This is a genomic window from Peteryoungia rhizophila, from assembly GCF_004912145.1.
GTDB classification, from domain to species: Bacteria; Pseudomonadota; Alphaproteobacteria; order Rhizobiales; family Rhizobiaceae; genus Allorhizobium; species Allorhizobium rhizophilum.
This window is the reverse complement of record NZ_STGT01000007.1, coordinates 24559-43874: the sequence shown is the minus strand read 5'-3', so window position 1 is coordinate 43874 and position 19316 is coordinate 24559. Positions and strand designations below refer to the sequence as shown.

Annotated in this window: 15 protein-coding genes; 6 read left to right on the top strand and 9 right to left on the bottom strand. The window is 53.6% G+C overall.

Features of this window, described 5'->3' with window-relative positions:
* Nucleotides 1-44 precede the first annotated feature (44 nt).
* The 3 genes from E9677_RS22750 to E9677_RS22740 form a co-directional block, all read right to left on the bottom strand.
* Nucleotides 45-1160, bottom strand: a complete 1116-nt coding sequence (locus tag E9677_RS22750) for a tyrosine-type recombinase/integrase (protein WP_235883080.1) — start codon at nucleotides 1158-1160, stop codon at nucleotides 45-47.
* On the bottom strand, nucleotides 1123-1392 hold the full coding sequence (locus E9677_RS22745; protein ID WP_136560352.1) for a helix-turn-helix transcriptional regulator: 270 nt from the start codon (nucleotides 1390-1392) through the stop codon (nucleotides 1123-1125). Before E9677_RS22745 ends, E9677_RS22750 begins: the two co-directional genes overlap by 38 nt.
* A 361-nt stretch (nucleotides 1393-1753) precedes the next feature.
* Nucleotides 1754-2671 (bottom strand): LysR family transcriptional regulator, encoded by a 918-nt coding sequence (locus tag E9677_RS22740; RefSeq protein WP_136560351.1) that lies wholly within the window; start codon nucleotides 2669-2671, stop codon nucleotides 1754-1756.
* A 134-nt stretch (nucleotides 2672-2805) separates the two neighbouring features.
* Between E9677_RS22740 and E9677_RS22735 the strand changes: the two genes are divergently transcribed.
* A complete protein-coding gene (locus E9677_RS22735; protein ID WP_136560350.1) occupies nucleotides 2806-3153 on the top strand; it encodes a helix-turn-helix domain-containing protein in 348 nt (115 codons plus the stop codon).
* Nucleotides 3154-3243: 90 nt separating this feature from the next.
* Here the strand turns inward: E9677_RS22735 and E9677_RS25320 are convergent, their stop codons facing one another.
* Entirely contained in the window at nucleotides 3244-3384 is a 141-nt protein-coding gene (locus E9677_RS25320) for a hypothetical protein (protein ID WP_168801316.1), read from the bottom strand.
* A gap of 305 nt (nucleotides 3385-3689) precedes the next feature.
* On the opposite strand from E9677_RS25320, the gene E9677_RS22730 reads away from it, so the two are divergent.
* The 3 genes from E9677_RS22730 to E9677_RS22720 all read left to right on the top strand — a co-directional run bounded on the left by E9677_RS22730 (nucleotide 3690) and on the right by E9677_RS22720 (nucleotide 7223).
* Entirely contained in the window at nucleotides 3690-4256 is a 567-nt protein-coding gene (locus E9677_RS22730) for a sugar transferase (protein WP_136560349.1), read from the top strand.
* Between the two features lie 78 nt (nucleotides 4257-4334).
* On the top strand, nucleotides 4335-6293 hold the full coding sequence (locus E9677_RS22725) for a polysaccharide biosynthesis protein (protein WP_328591188.1): 1959 nt from the start codon (nucleotides 4335-4337) through the stop codon (nucleotides 6291-6293).
* A 6-nt stretch (nucleotides 6294-6299) separates the two neighbouring features.
* Complete coding sequence (locus E9677_RS22720) at nucleotides 6300-7223, top strand: NAD-dependent epimerase/dehydratase family protein (protein ID WP_136560348.1); 924 nt, start codon at nucleotides 6300-6302, stop codon at nucleotides 7221-7223.
* Here E9677_RS22720 and E9677_RS22715 read toward each other — a convergent pair.
* The 3 genes from E9677_RS22715 to E9677_RS22705 form a co-directional block, all read right to left on the bottom strand.
* Nucleotides 7201-8382, bottom strand: a complete 1182-nt coding sequence (locus E9677_RS22715) for a glycosyltransferase (RefSeq protein ID WP_235883078.1) — start codon at nucleotides 8380-8382, stop codon at nucleotides 7201-7203. The two genes, E9677_RS22720 and E9677_RS22715, sit on opposite strands and share 23 nt — an antisense overlap.
* A 660-nt stretch (nucleotides 8383-9042) precedes the next feature.
* Nucleotides 9043-11061, bottom strand: coding sequence for a glycosyltransferase (locus tag E9677_RS22710; RefSeq protein WP_136560346.1), 2019 nt, complete (start codon nucleotides 11059-11061; stop codon nucleotides 9043-9045).
* Between the two features lie 251 nt (nucleotides 11062-11312).
* On the bottom strand, nucleotides 11313-12155 hold the full coding sequence (locus E9677_RS22705) for an alpha-2,3-sialyltransferase (RefSeq protein ID WP_136560345.1): 843 nt from the start codon (nucleotides 12153-12155) through the stop codon (nucleotides 11313-11315).
* A gap of 691 nt (nucleotides 12156-12846) precedes the next feature.
* Between E9677_RS22705 and E9677_RS22700 the strand changes: the two genes are divergently transcribed.
* Complete coding sequence (locus E9677_RS22700; RefSeq protein ID WP_168801315.1) at nucleotides 12847-14844, top strand: acyltransferase family protein; 1998 nt, start codon at nucleotides 12847-12849, stop codon at nucleotides 14842-14844.
* Nucleotides 14845-14906: 62 nt separating this feature from the next.
* Nucleotides 14907-16085: a tetratricopeptide repeat protein gene (locus E9677_RS22695; RefSeq protein WP_168801314.1), complete on the top strand. Its 1179-nt coding sequence runs from the start codon at nucleotides 14907-14909 to the stop codon at nucleotides 16083-16085.
* Nucleotides 16086-16128: 43 nt separating this feature from the next.
* Here the strand turns inward: E9677_RS22695 and E9677_RS22690 are convergent, their stop codons facing one another.
* Both E9677_RS22690 and E9677_RS22685 read right to left on the bottom strand, forming a co-directional pair.
* The gene (locus E9677_RS22690; RefSeq protein WP_168801313.1) at nucleotides 16129-16902 is read right to left on the bottom strand and encodes an acylneuraminate cytidylyltransferase family protein; all 774 of its coding nucleotides are present in this window, start codon (nucleotides 16900-16902) and stop codon (nucleotides 16129-16131) included.
* Complete coding sequence (locus E9677_RS22685; RefSeq protein WP_205910188.1) at nucleotides 16899-19169, bottom strand: N-acetylneuraminate synthase family protein; 2271 nt, start codon at nucleotides 19167-19169, stop codon at nucleotides 16899-16901. The genes E9677_RS22690 and E9677_RS22685 overlap by 4 nt, the downstream gene beginning before the upstream one ends.
* Between the last annotated feature and the right edge of the window lie 147 nt (nucleotides 19170-19316).

The following is a 19316-nucleotide window of genomic DNA, read 5'->3' as shown; positions in this document are numbered from 1 at the left end:
GCACTAGGACTTGCGATGTTCGCATCAACCTCGCAAGGCGGCCCTCACCGGGGGCTTAAATCTTTAAAGGACACGTAATTCTTACGGCGTTCGAAGCCGGCATCGATGATCCGCTTCGACCGGGCCGATTTGGTGTAGTGCTGCGCCATCTTCGAATCGGACCAGCCAAAGATTGCCATCAACTGATGTTCGGTCGCGCCTGCCTCAGCAAGGATGGTAGCCGACGCCTTCCGCAGCCCATGGGACGAACATTCCGGCAGGCCAGCATCATCGCACCATTGCCGCATCTTGTTGCCAAACCCGTTTGACGTGAACGGCTTTCCATATTCCGTGACAAGGAAGGTCGTCTTGTCGTGATCGATTGCGCGCAAAGCGTCGTGCAGCTCGTCCGTCACGGGCAGGCTCAGGAACTGGGCATACTTGCCTGCCCCTTTCTGAGGGACAAATTCGATACGGTCGCCAATGAGATTTCGCCGTCCCAGTTTCACAAGGTCAGAGCGTCTGACGCCGAGATTCAGCATCAACTCCATCGCAAGCCGCGCGGTCGTCCCGATTGGATAAAACGACCGATAGCGCTCCAGTTCGATTTCGCTCCACCCGTGGAAGCCATCCGATTTATTAATTTTTGTTACGCCAGTCGCCGGGTTGAAAGTGGCAAGCTCCTGCTTGATCGCCCAGTTGAAGAGAGCCTTGAGATATTTAACCAGTTTGTCGGCAGCGCCAGGCGTCGAGCGACGCTTCATCTGGCTCGCTTCAATGTCCGACTTGCGCATTTTCTTGAAAGGCAAATCCCCGACGATCTCGCAATATCGGTTCAGCACGCATCTCTTGTCTTTCTGCGTGGATGAGGAATAGGCCTGAAACAGCTTGGAGCGATAGTAATTTTCCACAAGCCAGCGGACAGTGCCCGGCTGCAGCCTCGCAAGCGGGAGCGGCTTATCTCCCCTGTCGCCAGCCATGACCCGATGATACTCCTCCGCAAACGCGACCGTAACGCTGCCATTTTCGTCGAGATATGGCGACGTCATCCGATATTTTGGCAGGCCCGGGATGCGAATGTAGTAGCGCTCATTCCCGAACCGATCGACATCCCGGTTACAGTAGCGAAACGGCCCACGTGGCTTAGCCAACCGTGTTGTCGAAGGGGTTTTCCTGGTCATCCTCGACATCTCCCTCCTGGTTCGTCTCAACGAGGTCGTACCAACATGCACGAAGCTGGCCAGCGTCCCAGCGACGCAAGCTTCCAATCTTGATTCCCTTCGGCATCAAGCCCTGGCGCACCCAGTTATCGAAGGTACCGACCGAAACATCGAGAAGCTTGGCCGCCTCAAGACGACTGACGGCAAACCTTGGAAGCGGTGGCTCCAAGGCGCGGGACAGATGAGGTTTCATCAAAAGCCTCCAAGATTTCAGCAACATGGGGCCCGACTTCGATTTGGGATCGGAACCGCATGACCATTCCATTGGCCAGCGGGAGGCAGCACTCCTCCCGCATGGTCGCGAACGCAGATGGTCCAACGGTCCCCGCAGGCCTGTAAAGTGACAGATTTGTAGTAAGCAGATTGCATTTGTGGTCATTGGCCCCGCAGCCCCCCAGAAATCCTAGGTCAACACCGAGAAGTGTTCGCCAAAAGCTCCCGGCTGGCAGGCCGCACAGTGATTCGGCACAGTCCCTGACCAATTGGAAATAAAGAATATTTTGCCAATCTGTACGGTTGGCAACCAGAGGGTGCGTCAGCGGATGGCGACGCCATCATCGCGAGTCCAAATGCGTCCCATGTAAACGCCCGCCTCGCCCCAGTGTCCGGGCGATATCGATGATGTCATCGCGAGCCGCCGTCGGATCTTCCTTGCTCCAGGCCACGCCAAGCCCGATCTTCAGGTCGATGCCCGTCACCTTCTTCAACACCACGTCCCGGCCTGGCAGCTCAGCGGTCCACTCCGGGGCAAAGCCGACACCGAGACCCGACGCCACGAGCGAGATCAGCGAGAAGGTATCGTCACAGGTATAGGCGACATTGTCATTCAGCCCGTGCTCTTCGAACGCCTCGGAAAAGTACCGCTCCGTGTAGGACAAGTTCTGACGCTTGAAGGCGATGATCCTCTCGCTGCGAAGATCCTCGATCGTCACCTCCTGCCTAAGTGCCAAGGGATTGTCCCTGGGCACCGCCAGCAGATAGCGCTCATGGGCAATCGAGAAGAAGCGCAAGGACCCGATATTCTCGACGGGACGGATGAAGCCGAGGTTGAGCTTTCCGCATTCCAGCTGGCGGATGATATCGGCCGTCGACCCATTCGACACATGCAGCCGAATATCGGGAAACTTCCGCCCGATCCGCGCCAGAAACGCCGGCAGCACTCCCGTCGTTGCCGGATAGATCGTGCCGATCCTGATCTCTCGCATGGTCAAACCACCTGCCGCACGCGCCATCTCGGCGGAAAGGTCCAGTTCTCCCAGCATCCTGACACAGCGATCGTAGAACACCTCCCCTGCTCGCGTCAGCTCCACCTTGCGCGTCGAGCGGACAAGCAACTGAACGCCAAGGCCCTTTTCAAGCGCTTGCACCTGGGTACTCAGCGCCGGTTGCGCGATGTTCACCCGCATGGCGGCACGACCGAAGTGAAGCTCCTCGGCAACCGCGACGAAGTAGGAGAGTTGTCGGAGTTCCATTGACACCTCCAGAGCGTCCAACAAGCTGGATGCCACTTTTCAACAGTGGCCTTCAACCAAAACTACATTTCGTTCTTATAACACTCCATATTGTTCGTGGCCAGAACAGTGTGCATGAGGAACATATTGTTCTCATGGATCTCTTCGCAAAAAGGCTACACGAAAGGGCGAAGCACTTGGGCATCTCCAATGCCGAAGCTGCGAGGCGCTGTGCGTTGGACGAGCGCAGATTTGGACACTATGCGTCTGGACGGAGAGAGCCGGACCTCGCGACGCTGGTCAGAATTGCCGAGGCATTGGATACGACACCAAATTGGCTCTTGGGGGTGCCGTCGTCAGATAGCAAGGATCCCCATATCGCCAAGCTCGTCGACAGGTTCACCAACGCGTCGAACGGGATGACGTTGCAGGAACTTGAGATGAGTGTCATTCAAGCGGAGGCGGTCGCGGCCAGCAAACGTGGCAATCAGCGAGATACGTAAAGCACGACACTTCAGCGCCAAAGCCGTCCCTTCCGTCCTAGGCAACCAGTCCTAGGACTTATGATGACGTCTCGCAATTGCCTGAGGGGCTCAGTCCCGCCGCGTCATCTGCCGGAACAGCGCATATCCCGCAGCTAGCACGACGCCCAGTCCGAGGCCAAAGAACGCGCCGGTGCGCAAAGCCGAGCGGCAGACATGCGCATTGATGATGGCGAGGAGACCATTATACATCACGGCCAGCGGCACCACGACGCGTACAAGCGACCGTGTTCCTGGACGGCCCCTGGCAAAGACCGCGTCTGTGGATCGTAAAGGGCGCCGATGCTAATGGGCTACCGGTCACCGAATCGCGACAAGGCGAGAAGTGGAGCGCCCACGCTACGGTCAGAAGACGAATCCAGTTGAAGCAGACTCGGCTTCCCTTTCCACCGTGACTATCCGTGTGAACGGCTTGTGGGAGGCTCCTTAACAGACTGGCAAGGTGCCAAGAAACGCCCTATGAAGCACCAGCGAATGTGTTGGAGAAGTTTCGCAATATGGTTCTGAAGCGCCTCTTCGATGTACTCGTTTCGGCTTGCGCTGCCCTGGCCTTCGCGATCCCGATGGCGATCGTGGCGATTGCCGTACGAATGACCTCGCCGGGGCCGGCGCTCTACTGGTCCAAACGCGTTGGTAAGGACAACCACATCTTTCTGATGCCGAAGTTCCGCACCATGCGCACCGATACGCCTGTCGTCGCCACACATCTGCTGAGCGACCCTTCCCGGCATTTGACCCCGATCGGAGGCTTCTTGAGAAAAAGCAGCCTCGACGAGCTCCCTCAGCTCTGGTGTATATTGAAGGGCGAGATGAGCCTGGTCGGGCCCCGCCCTGCCCTGTTCAACCAGGACGACCTCATCGAAGCACGGACAATTGCAGGCGTGTGCACTCTGCCACCGGGCTTGACCGGCTGGGCCCAGGTAAATGGACGGGATGAACTGGAAATTCCCATGAAAGTTGCCTATGACGCCGAGTATCTGCACCGTCAGGGTTTCATGTTCGACTTACGGATACTGATCCTGACGGCGCTGAAAGTCGTCGGCGCCAAAGGCGTAACCCATTAAAGACTGCAACCCGTCAGGAAGTATCGGCGAAAGCCAATGACAGAAGTCGACCTCGTTCACCACCCCATTATACGCGGCATGCGCGAGGGGATCATCCGCACCCCCCGCCGATGGAAGCGGGTCGTCATGATCCTGCTCGATTCCGCTTTGCTGCTGATTGCGATATGGGCTTCCTATGCGCTTCGACTTTCCAACTGGTCGCCCGCCATCACGCCAGAACGACTGACCCTTGCCATCGTGGCGGTCACGGTTGCTATCCCGGTCTTCATTCGCCTTGGCTTGTACCGATCCGTCATCCGCTACCTGCCGGAAGCAGCGATCTGGACGATCCTGCGTGCCATGATGATCGCGACGGTATGTTGGGTCATCATCATATTCCTGACTGAGATGACCGGCCGCGGCATCGTACCGCGCTCGGTGCCCGTGCTTTACTTTGTACTCGGAACCCTGCTGATCGGCAGCTCACGGTTCGCAGCTAAATGGGTGCTGAACATCGGCACCGGGATGCGCAGGAACGAAGAACCAATCTTTATATATGGAGCGGGTGCAGCCGCCGCCCAGCTCGCCCGCGCATTGCGAGGACATGGGAACCGCTACGTAATGGGGCTGATCGATGACGACCCGACCAATCACGGTCGCGATGTGGCGGGTTATCGCGTTTTCCCACCACGCGATCTCCGTCGCCTCATCGAACGCTACGGCATCCGAGAAATCGTCCTGTCGATGTCGTCAATCCCACCAGAAGCGCGACAGGCCGTGATTGCCCGCGTGACTGGGTTGGGCATCAAGGTGCGTAGCGTGCCCGACATATCCGACATCGTCGATGGCAGGTACATCGTCAACCAGATCCGCGAAATCGAGATCGACGAGTTACTGGGTCGTTCGTTCGTCCCGCCGGACAAGGATCTGCTCGCGAAGGCGCTGAGCGGAAAAACTGTCATGGTCACCGGCGCCGGCGGCTCGATCGGCTCGGAGCTCTGTCGGTTGATCGCAACCTGGAAGCCAGCCAAGTTGGTTCTGCTGGAAGCCAGCGAATACGCGCTGTACCGCATCGAACAGGAATTGACGACCAAGAGTGGGCCTGAAATCGTGCCCGTCCTTGGCTCGGTTACGGACGAGCAGCTCGTGCGACGAACGATCCGCACACACCGGATCGAAGTGCTGTATCACGCAGCCGCCCACAAGCACGTCCCCCTGGTGGAATCAAATGTGCTGGAAGGCATCCGCAATAACGTCTTCGGCACGCTCACGCTTGCACAGACTGCGGCCGCTGAAAATGTCTCCAGCTTCGTGTTGATCTCCTCCGACAAGGCCGTGCGCCCGACGAACGTGATGGGGGCTACAAAGCGCTGGGCCGAGCTGATTGTGCGCCAACTCGCATTTCAGGCTCGCACGAGCGGAAGCAAACAGACCTTCTGCGCGGTCCGCTTCGGCAATGTTATCGGGTCCAACGGCTCCGTCGTCCCCCTGTTCAAACAGCAGATTGCCAGGGGTGGCCCCGTCACGGTCACTGACCCAGACATGACACGCTATTTCATGTCCATCCCCGAAGCCGCCGAGTTGATCGTTCAAGCCGGAGCCTTGTCAGAAGGTGGCGACGTGTTCCTGCTCGACATGGGTGAGCCCGTGCGGATTGGCGACCTCGCCGAAAACATGATCCGGCTCGCCGGGTTCAAGGTCAAGAACGAAGCCAATCCTGACAGCGGAATAGCAATAAAGGTGATTGGCAAGCGGCCTGCAGAGAAGCTCTTCGAAGAACTTTTCTACAACCGCGACCACGCCAAGCCGACGGCACATCCAAAAATCATGAGAGCAGATGCATCAACGATTACTCATCAGGATCTGATCGGCGCGATTGCGTCAATGAAGAAGACGATTGAGCGGGAAGACGAGACTCAAGCAAGGGCCTTATTGTTCTCAATAATTGTGGGCGAAGACCCAAGCGCCGCACAATATGAGGTTGCTCAATCACCCATGCAGTCGAGCAAAGCGGGTCTTCCTCAGCCATCATCATCGCAGACCTCTCTTGAAGGCTAGCATCGCATGCTGTTGGTGACTGGAGGCAACGGATTCATCGGAACGGACCTCGCCCGGGGCCTCAAAGCAGCAGACCTGCCCTTCAGACTTGCCGCACGACGAAGTGCTCGCGAAATGATTGGCGTTGGGAATGTAAACTCCACCACCGACTGGTCTGTCGCGCTGAAGGGCGTAGCGACGGTCATTCACCTGGCAGGCCTTGCCCACCAGATCTCACGACCGGCTAGCCTCGAAGAATTTCGCGTGGTCAATGTTGATGGGTCGGCAAACCTTGCCCGACAATCGGCTGAAGCAGGAGCACGTCGTTTCGTGTTCGTAAGCTCGATTGGCGTCCTCGGGCAAACGACAACGTCGGGGCTTCGCTTCTCCGACAAATCCCCTCCGAATCCCGTGACACCTTATGCATTATCGAAGCATGAGGCAGAAGAGGCGCTCAAAAGACTATGCAGTGACCTAGGGATGGAGCTGGTGATCCTTCGCCCCCCTTTGGTTTATGGCGCCAGCGCTCGAGGAAATTTCGGTCGGCTGGTTGGGCTGGTCAAGGCTGGCTGCCCCCTTCCCCTGCTCTCAATAAAGAACCAGCGCAGTATGGTGTCCGTCGGCAGCCTCACACGCGCCCTCATCACTTGCGCAACGAAACCGAAGGCCGCGAACGAGACATTCGTCGTCGCCGATATGGATCCTGTTTCGACGCCGGATGTCATCACGGCGATCGCCAAGGGCCTGCGAAGAAAACCGCATCTCTTTCCGTTTCCACCGGGCATCCTTGAATTTGCCTTACGCGCCGCAGGGCGCACAGCTATGGCAGAAGGCTTGTTGTCTTCGCTGGCAGTGGACAGTTCGCAAATTGCCGCACGTTTGGATTGGGTCCCCGAAGCGGAAACGTTGAAGGCAATCGAAGCACAATTCACCTCGTCTGGGGACTTGTAGTTCTAAGGCGCCATTGGTGAACGACAGCCTCCGCATGGTCGATAAAGGCGTCATAGAGCTGGCCTGCCTCGAAGCGTTGCTCGAACACGGCCTGCCGCTCGAGACGCCTGTCGTCATGTGCTTCCCGTTTGATGGCACCATCAATTGAATGAGCAAAATCTACAGCAGCGCCCGCTGGAGCGAACGCGCCCGTACAGGTCTCTTCCAACAACTGCCTCGCCTCCCCGGGAAGCGTTGCAACCTGAAAGAGACCGTATGCCATGTACTCGAATATCTTGTTCGGCAAGCCCTGTGGCGCATTCGCTGCGTAAGGAAGTAGGCCGACCGTAGATCTGCCAAGCAGAGCGGATACCTGATGTTTGTCGAGCCAACCCATGAGCCGAACATTTGTCAGTCGACGAAATGCATCAGCCAAATCCGGATTTTTGCCCTGATCTCCTGCAACCACCACAGTCACGCTTTCGTTGCCTTCCAGCAGACGTGCAGCCTCCAGCACAAGGGACAGGTCATAGGTCGCCCCCCAGGACCCGACAAAAGAGACAACATACGATGTCGGAGGTATGTTAAACTGGGCCAACAGACGTTCACGCTCTGCCAATGGCGCAATGCTGGGGCGCGGATAGCCGAGATAGAAGATGCGATCCAATGGATCCACACGGCCACCTCTCTTCTGGCCCCAGTCAAGATAGCCTTGAGAGATCCCGACCAACGATGTCGCGTGGTGGCAAGCAAACCTTGACTGCGCTTCGAGATGCCACAGCCCGAGGCGAACGAGGGGTTTGAGAAGCTTGGGAGCGAAGTCTGAAAAGAAATCTGGCCACAGGTCACGGATCGTCACAATCGTCGGGATGCCGACCAATCGCCCAAACGCGACGGCGGTCGACGCCGCTTCAGTTGTAGGTAAATCGGCGATGATCACATCCGGACGCTCGACCGCAGCCATGGCAGCCTGCCGAAAACTTACGCCAAAACGGTGGTTGTGAAGGACACGCTTGAGGCTGATATTTTTCTCATAGCCAGGTGCCGAAAGAACCTCGACCGACAAGTTTGGAACCGGCTCGAAACGGCCAACCGGCCGATGTTTCCGGGAGTAGTGGTTGAAACTCGACGTAAACCAAGTTGTCTCATGCCCCCGCCGCGCCAAAGCGTCAGACAGCATGCCGGCACGTAGAAGCCTTGGGCTCCCCTCATCGATTTGCGTTGGTTCCAAGTCGCGAACAAGCCAGACTCTCATTTTTCGTTGCCTACATACATGGTTGTAGCTTCAGCCCGACCCAGGGTCCAAGCCCACTGACCACGTTTGTAGTTTTTGACACCTGGGCCCCGGCCTGGAGAAGCCAATGACTCCAAGCTCAGCGACTTCACCGAAGTCCCGAAACGGACTATCTTATATGAATACCTACATCGCGACATTGTTGGCAACAGCAAGCTTCCGAGCGTTTCGCCACGACACGCCACTTTCGAAAGCGGCTGAATAGTTGCACATACCACTTCGTAGCAACCTAAAAATCCGCGTTTTGCCCCACGGACCTACCAGTAAATTTTGGAGTCTTTCACACAGACGCGGCGAGTCTAAAAATACACCGAACCCAATGGGTGGCGACCGCTAAAATCGCTGCTGAAACCATTCCGGCGCAGCAAGCGACGCAAATGCCATCTGTCGGCTCAGGTTCCAAGTCCTTGATAGCTCATATCCACACCAGAGCCCTCCCATAAGCAAACCGAACTTAGGGACACTCTGTCTCCCAGCACGGCGAGTGTGCGCACAATACCCCTAAGCAACCACACACGAATATGCAGCGATTGCGTATCATGATGCTCAAAGATTCAACTCCGCCAAATCACCCTTTGGCAATGGGAGGCTGCCCCCGACCGTGAAGTCGACAAGGCTACCGCCGATCCGCTCAAGCTCGCGCTGCGCGACCGTATAGGCATAGTGTCCCCTGCCGCCCGCGGTCCAAGTTGACGTGAGGCTCTCGTTACGTGTTGAAAGCGACTGATGTTTGGCATCATCATAAAAATAATTCCCGCCAACCTGCTGATTGTAATTGCTATCGCAGCCAACCAAGCCGATGTTCCGGTAGCCGGCCGATACGGCGATTGGCAGCGCAGCGCTTAAGACCCCGGTGCGGCCATCCTGCAGAAAAGAGTCCAAGTTAAGGTTGATCGCACCAAGCCTGTCGACGAAAAACTTGAACGGTTTCTCAAAGAGAATGTAATCGACCTCAAACTCTTTATCGATCCCGGCGGTTTCGATATATTCCTTGAAATAGAAACTGACCCAGAGCTTCGGCTTCCAAGCCTTCTCTCGAAGCGCATGGATCAAGCTCTCCGGCAAGGATGGGTTCTGGGTGTTCCAGCCACCAAACAACATGTGGGAAGCAAAGATTAGATTATCCGGCTTAATCGTATCAAAGTCATCGTGATTAACAAACCAGTTGAACGCGAAAGTTTCATACTCCTTCAATTTCGAAAGCTCAGTCTTGGCCAGTGATGGACCGTTCCCGATGAAGAAGCATCCAGGCTTGCCCCGGATCATATGTCCTGACGTCCCACTCTTTGCGGAAACAACCGCCGACGCCCTATGCGAGCGATACATCTCCATGCGCTTGGCGCCAAGATCGCGCCGGTATTTGCTCACCCACAACGCATGCGTTGGCCCGCCCCCCGCTTTGCTGTCTGCAAGAAGTTCACTGCTGAGGTATTCGCTCGTGAACCAAGGCTTGACGCCAGTAAAGTGCAAAACACTGATGAATTCTCCGTCTGCCCCCAGGTAACGAACAAAGTACTTCGCATTGCAGTTATAATTTGTCGGCAAAATCTGAACAGGCTTCCCTGCAAGAAACTGATTCCATACTTTCTGGTCTGCATATCTGTCGAGCAGCTCGCAGACAGGTTCGTTGCATGCCATCGTTACAGACTTGATTTGGCTAAGGTATTCCGAAGTCAAAAAGCGCCGAGGAATTGAAATCACGCCGCTGTTTATGATTTGCTTTTGTGTAGCCTGGGAGTAGGCGATGTACGGTCGCTGACCAATGTCGTGGCATGCGATTACGTGTTCATCCTCGATCACACCATCGTTTTTGCCAGCGTACTGTTCGCCAAGCCAATATGCACTTATGTCGCCCACGATCAGCAGGTCTGCATCAAGAATAATTACCCGCTCGTAAGCATCCAGCTCTAGGGCCATGATGTTCATATAGCCGAGAGTACCGATGCGCTTGTGGTTGTCGCTCTTCGATGGCACGTCCAAGAACCATGCCATGTCCGGGACGCTGAACTTCATATGTGAATACATCGCAACCAGGCGGGCTTGCGCGAATTCCGAAAGGCTGCCGTCGTGAAATACGTGAAAATCGGACTCCATATCCGGATACTGCGCATTTAAGGAAAGCACCAGGGCTTCCAGCCCTGGGAGAAACTTCGAGTTTGCCACAGTAACGAAACAGATGGACCGGGGCGGCGTGATTGAATTAGGAACACGCGTTGCAAACCGGCATGGCGTAACGTTCGAAAGCAGTTCGGTGTGGTCCCAACGGAGCCTCGCCCCTTGTTCCTTAAGCTGGAGCGCTTCATTTGCAAGTTTCGTCTGTTGCTCAAGTTCTTTGAAATAATCAATCCTTGCTGCGCCGTTCTGGCCCGCCATTTGAATGAGTTGCTTGAGGGATTCGGGATCCCGGGGCAACTTTAGAAGCATGCGTATTGTGCGCGACACTTGACCCAATCGGAAATACGACAGAAGCCTTTTAAGAAATCTTCTAACTCCATTAAAACAAAACACAAACAAATTGAACAATCCAAATTTTACAAGTATTTTCTTCAATTTTTTCTTTAACACTGCTATCTCCGCCAAGAAATTTTAAAGAGGTAAGGACACTTCCGAATTTAGAGCGCTTCTATCGACGCCGGCTCATCTAATCAAGGTCGGCAATCTGCACCCGAGCACACCGACATTGAATGAGAATAAAGGTCAAACAATAGCAGGGACTATTCTGATTTTCCGAAGCGCAGCCGTTTAGAGCATTACCCTTTCATACTAGATGGTATCTGCATGATTTGAAGAAGTTCCGGGGCCCCTGAAGTTTCGCCTCACTTTCGCCGGAGATACTGGATCTGCAGCTCACGCATGCGGCGCAGGATCTGCATCAAGGCAATGGGGTAAACTCCCACCCTGCTTTCGAAATCTGTAATTTTCACCGGCTTGACGCATGGTGGATGACTTACGTTGTGGTGATCAGGTGCCAGGTCAAGAAATTCCAGGGCCGATGTTGCTGAATTGGTCCGGTATAGCGTCAGCTCCTGCTTATCTGCGAGGTACCGAACTATATCAAGATCAAGCCTCTGATCATGGAAGTTGCCGTTATAGCCGATTTTCGCGCTGCCATGGAGCAATCTTTCGTTGCGCGGCCCCAGTTCATACATGTAGCGGCGGTCTGCAGCGTAGAAATCCATACCAGCGATCGTGATGTACTTTGCGCCCAACGCATGCGCGTTGAGTAGAGCGTAAACACCAGTGGTAGGGAGCCTGCCGTAGTGGAGGCAGCGCCCAACTACATAATCCCGAGTATGCGAATCTTTATAACATAAGGCGACTTCGTTTCTCCCCACTTGGCAGCGGGCACCCTGCGCCACGTCGGGCTGATGGCAGCTCCAATGACGGACGTCATAAAGCCCGGCGGCCAAAACCTTCCCCAGAGTTTTTGCGAAAAATGGGAAAATCCAGCGATCACCACCAATCTGAAGGATATCCACGCGCCGGCCAATGAAATATTCCGGCTCAAAGAAGAACGAGTTCACCCGAATAATCGTGTCCTCGATATTGAACTGGGCCCGGTCCAGATCAACCATTGTCGGCCCGTTGCCGGCGACAATGAAACGCTCTCCGAATCTTCCGGCATCGGGCGAGCCTATTGCAAGCTGGGGCAATTTCATCACACAACAATTCGTCCAATATCGCCTCCGCTGTCATCAACACGCTGTGGATGACGTATGTTGGCGTCAAAAAGCAGCTGCTACCTTCTCAATTAATGCCAAAATCCAACCCCGTTCGGTATACGGTAAGAACTGGTTCACAGCAGCCACTCTTCCGAACACCATCGAAATGAATCATCAAGCCTGTTCTCCTGCCACATCTAGAACACTCGCTGCTGCTCTTCAAGACAATCGGATTTTGTTGTACCTTTATGTGGACTGCGATCCGGAACGTAACAGCCAGACCACATGCCAACCCCTCATAGCCGCGCCAAGTTCAACCGTCCATCTGCCTGGCAAAGACATGCTCCATAGTAGATCTGATTTTGATCGCCGCCCGTTTGCACGCGGCCAATATGGGCATCGGCGGCAGAACGCCCCCCCCAGAAACTGAAAATGGCCGCGTGAATCCGACTGCCGAGCCCCGCTAAACGGGGAAAAACCCAGGCTGCCCACGCATCATCCGTTCCCTACAATTACACACAGGTACATTGAGTCAGAAAACGACCAAAGGGGGGCGTTTACCAGAGGCGTCCAGTTGCCCCCCCCCCCGATAACGCCGGTTCATCCGGATCGATTAATTGCCTCGATACGAGCCTTGCGATAGAGAAGCTAGCACGTTCCAATAACGCTAAAACCGCAAGAGAGTTCAGTGAGTTCATCAAATTTATCTTATCGTCCAGAGATCGACGGACTTCGGGCGTTAGCGGTTATCAGTGTAATACTCTATCATGCGCAGTTTACGATTCTTGGACAAGACTGGTTCGTCGGCGGGTATATAGGCGTTGATATATTTTTTGTCATAAGCGGCTACCTTATAGCGAGAATCATTTTCTCAGAACTGAACGAAGAAAAGAGCTTTAACTTCATCAACTTCTACGAACGAAGAGCGAGACGAATTCTGCCGATGCTCTTTCTCGTAATATTCTCATGCATATTATTCGCATGGAAAACACTACTCCCCACACAATTGATCGAATATGCACAAAGCAACGCGGCCGCTATAGTTTTTTCGTCGAATATACTGTTTTATTTAACTACAACTCAATACGGGGCAGAAAGCGCCCTTTTGAAACCCTTCCTGCATACTTGGAGCTTGGCTGTTGAAGAGCAATTCTATATTATATTTCCGATTATTTCTATTTTTTCCTTCAAATTATTCCGTAATACATTAATATTTATTTTGATATTATTATCAATCGTAAGCCTTCAATTCGCAGAGATGATTGCAGGTACGAATCCCGATTTCAATTTCTATCTTCCGTTCAGCCGTTTCTGGGAGCTTGCCACAGGCTCTATACTCGCCTACCGGGAGATGATCAGCAGATCCAATTGCAGCTCTAAACGCCTCGAGATCTTTCCGATTATCGGCTTGGTTTTGGTCATCTATTCTATCTTCACATTCAGATCCGACACACCCCACCCGAGTTATCATACGCTTATCCCCGTACTGGGGGTCGCCGCCATCATCGGCATCAGATCTACAAATGGCCCCATAGCGAAATTGCTCGGAAACCGGCTTCTCGTTTGGATAGGCCTTGTGAGCTATTCAGCATATATGTGGCACTATCCAGTCTTGGCGTTCTCTCGACTTAAATGGGGAGAGCCTTCCAATCTTGAAAAGCTGCTGCTCTTGGTATTTATCGCAGCGCTTTCTATCGCTTCCTATTTTTTTATCGAGAAGCCTTCCCGCAACAGGAAAAAGCTGCCGTCCAGGCCCTTCTGGCTAATAACTAGCATCTGCATGATTGTGTCCTTCTCACTTGCAGGCGCGGCTTATCATTTTAACGGCTTTCCTGCGCGCATTCCCGTGGGCTGGAAAAACTTCGAGCCAGATGCCGGAGTTCTTCAAAAATCATTTTGGTCCGTTTATTGGAAGAATGAAGACTATCTACACACGCCCAGCAAAAACAAAACCAATGTCTATATATTCGGAAACTCCCACTCATCAGACGTGCTGAGCGCGCTCATGATCCGTCGAGATCAATATAGCGATTTTCATTTCCTCAAATCAGAAAGATACGAGCAGATTGGCTGTTTTGACGAGGACGATGCGCGGTTCTCGAACCAACGAGATAAATTTTACAATTCAGAAACATACAAGGCTTCTAAAATCATAATAATTGCGACCAAACTTTCGGATGTTTACTGCGACAAATCCGTTGAGAAGGGCCACCCCGACAGTTCTGGACTTAAGTATTTTATTCCTCGACTTCAAAAGGACGGAAAAATAATTCTGATAATGGGGAATACAGCTTTCATAAAACCGATAGACGGCAAAACCGTCGCGGATTATGTCTTTTCGCAAGCGCAGAATGATGGCATCGACTTCTCATCTGGTGAAGTCTTCAGACTCTACAGAATGAGGGCTGAGGCGCTCGCATTCTCAAATCTCGACCTAGGAAATGTTGTAAAGAACAAAGAATTGGAAAATTTTGCTAAGGCAAATGGGCTGGGCTATTTCGAACGTTTACCGCTCTTTTGCGATTTCAGCGCCGAGACCTGCGCCGTTTTTACGGCTGACGGTCATAAAATCCGCTATGATTACGGACACTTGACTGACCATGGCCGCGAATATTTCGCAGACGAACTGCTAAAAGCAAATTTTCCCGATGTTCTAAGAAAACTCTCTTTCGAGAAAAACAGGTGATCCTCATGGGACAAAAAAGACGAAGGGGACTGGTATCTTTTCTCAGAAGCGTAGGACGCCAAATGCGGTTGTCAGATTTCTTTAGATTGCCGTTCCTCAATGACGGGGAAGTTGGATCCAGTGCAATCGTCATTAAGAAGGCCACCAAAGTTGGAGCGCCCGTGGCGGTGATTTTTAGCTCCGTTAATTCAAACGGGTTCAGCTACTTCAAGTTGTTCGAACGTTTTGAAGGGGCTATTACTCGCATCTATGTGCGCGACCCATCTGACATGTGGTACAACAACGGCGTAAGCGAAAATCTCAACGATTCCGATAAGCTCTTCCAATACCTTCATAAGACCATTCGGGAACTGAAGCCTTCACGAGTCATGTGCTTTGGCTCATCCATGGGCGGCTACGCAGCACTTCGCTTCGCAATGAGCGGGCATGTGGATCTATGCGTGTCGACATCACCGCAAACGATCCTAGACACCCGCCTGCCCCACACCCCAAAGGAACCCGTGGACGCGGGTGGATACGATCTGCGACAGGATATTGAAGCGCTTGACCACAGGAAGTTCTTATTGTTTTTCGGCGCAGCTGATTTCGTCGATGTGTTCAACGTGCTCAGGGTTCATTGGGCCGGCGCTACTGTCTATCCGATAGCCAACCGTGATCATCTTGTTGCCGAATATCTATATCGCGAGGGCGTTTTTGACCACGTACTAAAGTCATTCATCGCTGGAGAGTCCGCTATTGGAGAAGCGATATCCAGTGTCTTGCCAGCGCTCGACAACCGGGTCTTCGATCCACCCACTTTCGAAGCGATAAGTAGAATCGTTGAAAGCTATTATCTGGCTGCGGACTGGGATCTAGCTCAGCTGGCAGTGGGATTGATCGAAAAAGATACATGGGCCGACGCAGAACACATTCTTTCTCAGTACTACCGAAAGAAGCAGAACTTCGGCGCGGCAGTAGATATGGCGAATCGCGCTTTCAAATCCGCACCAGCATCCGTCAAGATGGCAGAAGCATTGGCTTCTACACTTCGCTCCGCCGGTCGCCTTGACGAAGCTGTTGAAGCATACGAACGTTGTCTCGAAATTCGCCCCAAACAGTATTCGGCACTTTGCGCGTTGGCAGAGCTTCTGGCTGAAAAAGGGGAAAAGGCGCCATCGCTGAGGCTCTTGCTTAAAGCTCAGGAGATCCGCCCGCGTTTGTCCCGCGCCTTCGATCTCCAGAAGAAACTACACCAATCGTAGGTGGTGGCGGATACCAGGCCGATCCCTTAGCGTCTGGCATTTATTAACCAGTACAGGTGTTAAGGTAGGTAATAAAACTCTTCGGCATCAGCTCTTCGAATTTTAGACGTGCAACTTGGAAGTCAATGAGGTCGTCAATGTCGACGGCCAACTTCAGCGGAACCCTCAATTCCTGAATGTATGGCCCGGTCATGGAACCTTCTATCAACGTTGTGGTCCAGAACACGTCAAGCTGTCCCGTGTGCCACAGAATATTGGGCAAGGACTGGCGGGGCCTGTTATATGCTTCCGTAATTCCCTCGACTTCCATGGCGGGCAGCAGACGTCCGCCGGGACCGGGTCGCCACATTTTGTAAGGGCTCAGCGGCGTCGGGGCAACGGAGCGCACTGAACTGGCCCCGGATGTCCGCCTGAGAATCTTAACGCCCTCATCGATCCAGTGTTCGAGCCGAAACGGCGTAGTCGGTCGCAGTTGCACGAAGACTTCCGGCAGCGAGCCCTCATTTTCGGCAAGCCACTCAATACAGTGATTAAATACATCTAGATCTGTGGCGTCATCACTCGCCAGTGCCGCCGGTCGGTGGAACGGCACATCTGCACCATAACGGGCGGCAACACGGGCGATTTCCTCATCATCAGTCGAGCAGAGCACCCGCTCGATGGAACGCGACAGCTTGCCAGCAGCAATAGACCAGGCAATGAGCGGATGGTTTCCGAGCAACTTGACATTCTTCCCCGGCAACCCTTTCGATCCGCCCCGCCCCAATGTCAACGCGTAAACGGTTCCTGCCTTGATCAGCGACTTGATACCGCTCATTCCTTGGCCCCGAACCATTCTTCGAGCTTGTCCAAGGCAAACCAGAACCCGGCACCACTATTCTTGTGGCCCTGCCAGATTTCCGGTACGAAAGTGGCGTTAGGGCAGGTTTCATTGAGAATGCCGGCAATAGCGCCAAAATCCATATCACCCTCTCCAATCTGAAGGCCTTCTCCGTCAACACCCTTTGCATCTACTATATGCAGATGCGCGGTGTACGGACCTACCTTTCGGCAGAATTCCGCCATCGACCAGTCGTGGAAGTTGCAGGCGAGCTGCGAGTGCGAAACGTCTAAGCATATGCGCATACCGTTACGCTCGCAGAAAGCGGCAATTTCGTCAGGATCCATGAACAAATTGTGGTGGCTCTGCCCACCAAAATGCCACGGAAAAGGCGGCATTGTCTGCGGAATGATTTCCACGCCGTCGGAATTAATCTGTGACAGTGCTTCTTCCATTCGGGCATAGAGACGATCACGCTCCTCTTTGGGAAGGAAGCCTTCCGTCCGGAAACCACCCATATTGGTTATGATCACCGGTGTACTAGAGCGGCCGTGCCATATCTTGAGTCTCCGGGTAACGTCGCAAACACGCTGAAGTTCTACGATGGAGCGGTTGCGGTATTCCTCGTCGTAAGATGAAAGATCCAGAATGTGATCGCCCGCAAAGAGTTCCGGGGCGTGCACGGTGAAGTCTATGTCGAGCACTTCATCGAACCAGTCTTCAAGGTTCTCGTCCATGTCCTTGTAAGAAAGGTGATACTCGAGCATGGAAAGGTTCGTGGCTTCCAGCATCTTCCGGTAGTCGTGCCAGCGTACCGGAATACCCCAAGTGCGCGGGAAATTGTAATCGCGCGCCTTGGATGCATTGTCTTCTAAATCAGTTGGGAAGAACGGTGTACCCGATTTGATGTCTCGATTTGCGATCTTGCCGATCAGGTCGCCCATGCGGTTTGGCTGAAGCCCCTGTCCCGGGCTTTGAACTAATACATCGGCAGCCAATATAATTTGCCCGGCCTCGATGTCGCGCGAAGCGTGCAGGCTCTTGGCCAGCACTTCTCGGTTCATCATTTCGCCTTGGGTAACCACACGCTCTCCGTTAGTACCCAGCGCAAGTTCAGTTGATCGGACAGCGTGGACCATTTCCTTAAATTCTTCGGGAAGCAAGGACACTTTGTGATCGTTGCCTTCCATCGAACGATCAATGGTAAAGTGCTTCTCAACTACTTTCGCGCCCAAAGCCACCGCAGCGACAGGCACAAAACCACCGCGTTCGTGGCCGGAGTAGCCAACGGGACAGTCCGCAATTTCGGCGAGGCGGGGAAGATAATTGAGGTTCACGTCCTTATACGGAGTCGGATAGGTCGAATTAACGTGCAGAAGAGCGAAGGGCGCGCCCTCCGCACGAAGCAGTTCAACTGACGCCCGGATTTCGGCTTCACTCGCCATACCCGTAGAGCAAATCAGCGTCTTGCCAGTTTTGGCCATCTTCCGAAGCAAGCTATGGTTGGTAAGATCCGCCGAGGCGACTTTGTAGCCGTTCATGCCATATTCTTCGAGCGCGTCAAGAGAGACTTCGTCCCACGGCGTGCAAAGCGGTTCGATACCCTTTGCTTTACAATAGTCGAAAATTTCGAATAGTTTTTCACGGCTAAGATTATATTTGGCAAGTAGATCGAGCGTGTATTGAGCTCCTAGGTCCTGCGCAGCGTTCGAGGCGTTGCCCCTCGAAACGTAAAGCGTTTCCATGTCGCGCATCTGGAACTTGGCGCAATCGGCGCCCGCCTCAATCGCCAAATCAACCAGGTGTTTGGCAAGTTGCACGTCGCCATTGTGGTTGTTGCCGATCTCAGCGATAATGAAGACAGGCTGACTTTCACCAATCTGGTGCTTGCCAATCGTCAAGTCCGCATGCCCGGTGCGGGCGATCGCTACGAGGTGCTTCCCCTCATCAACAAGCGGGATGATCCGAACCCGACTGTCGAGACGCTTCGCCACCTCGCTTCGCGGCGTATCGTACGGCATGCTGACGTATTCGGTATTTGCAATACTTATGGCAGGAACATTGAGGTCGATAACGTCCACCTTGGACAACCAACGCCGAATATCGCCGTCCGTAATAATCCCCTCAACCCGTCCGTCTGAAGAGAGAGCAACCAGGTATCCCGACTTGTTGCTCGAAATTTTTTCAAGAGCAATTCGAAGGGATTCCTCGGAGAAAACGCGATACTTTCCGGTATTTCTTTCAATTATCATAAACTCTTCCATACTGGATGAACTCAGATTGCAAGTGATATGCTTCGGCTTGCATTTTTGGCTCGCCGTGCAACCGGCGTTGGATTACGTGACGACGGACCTTCACCGCGATCACCTATACCTACGTTACGCTGCTGATCAATCCAATCTGAGTGGGTC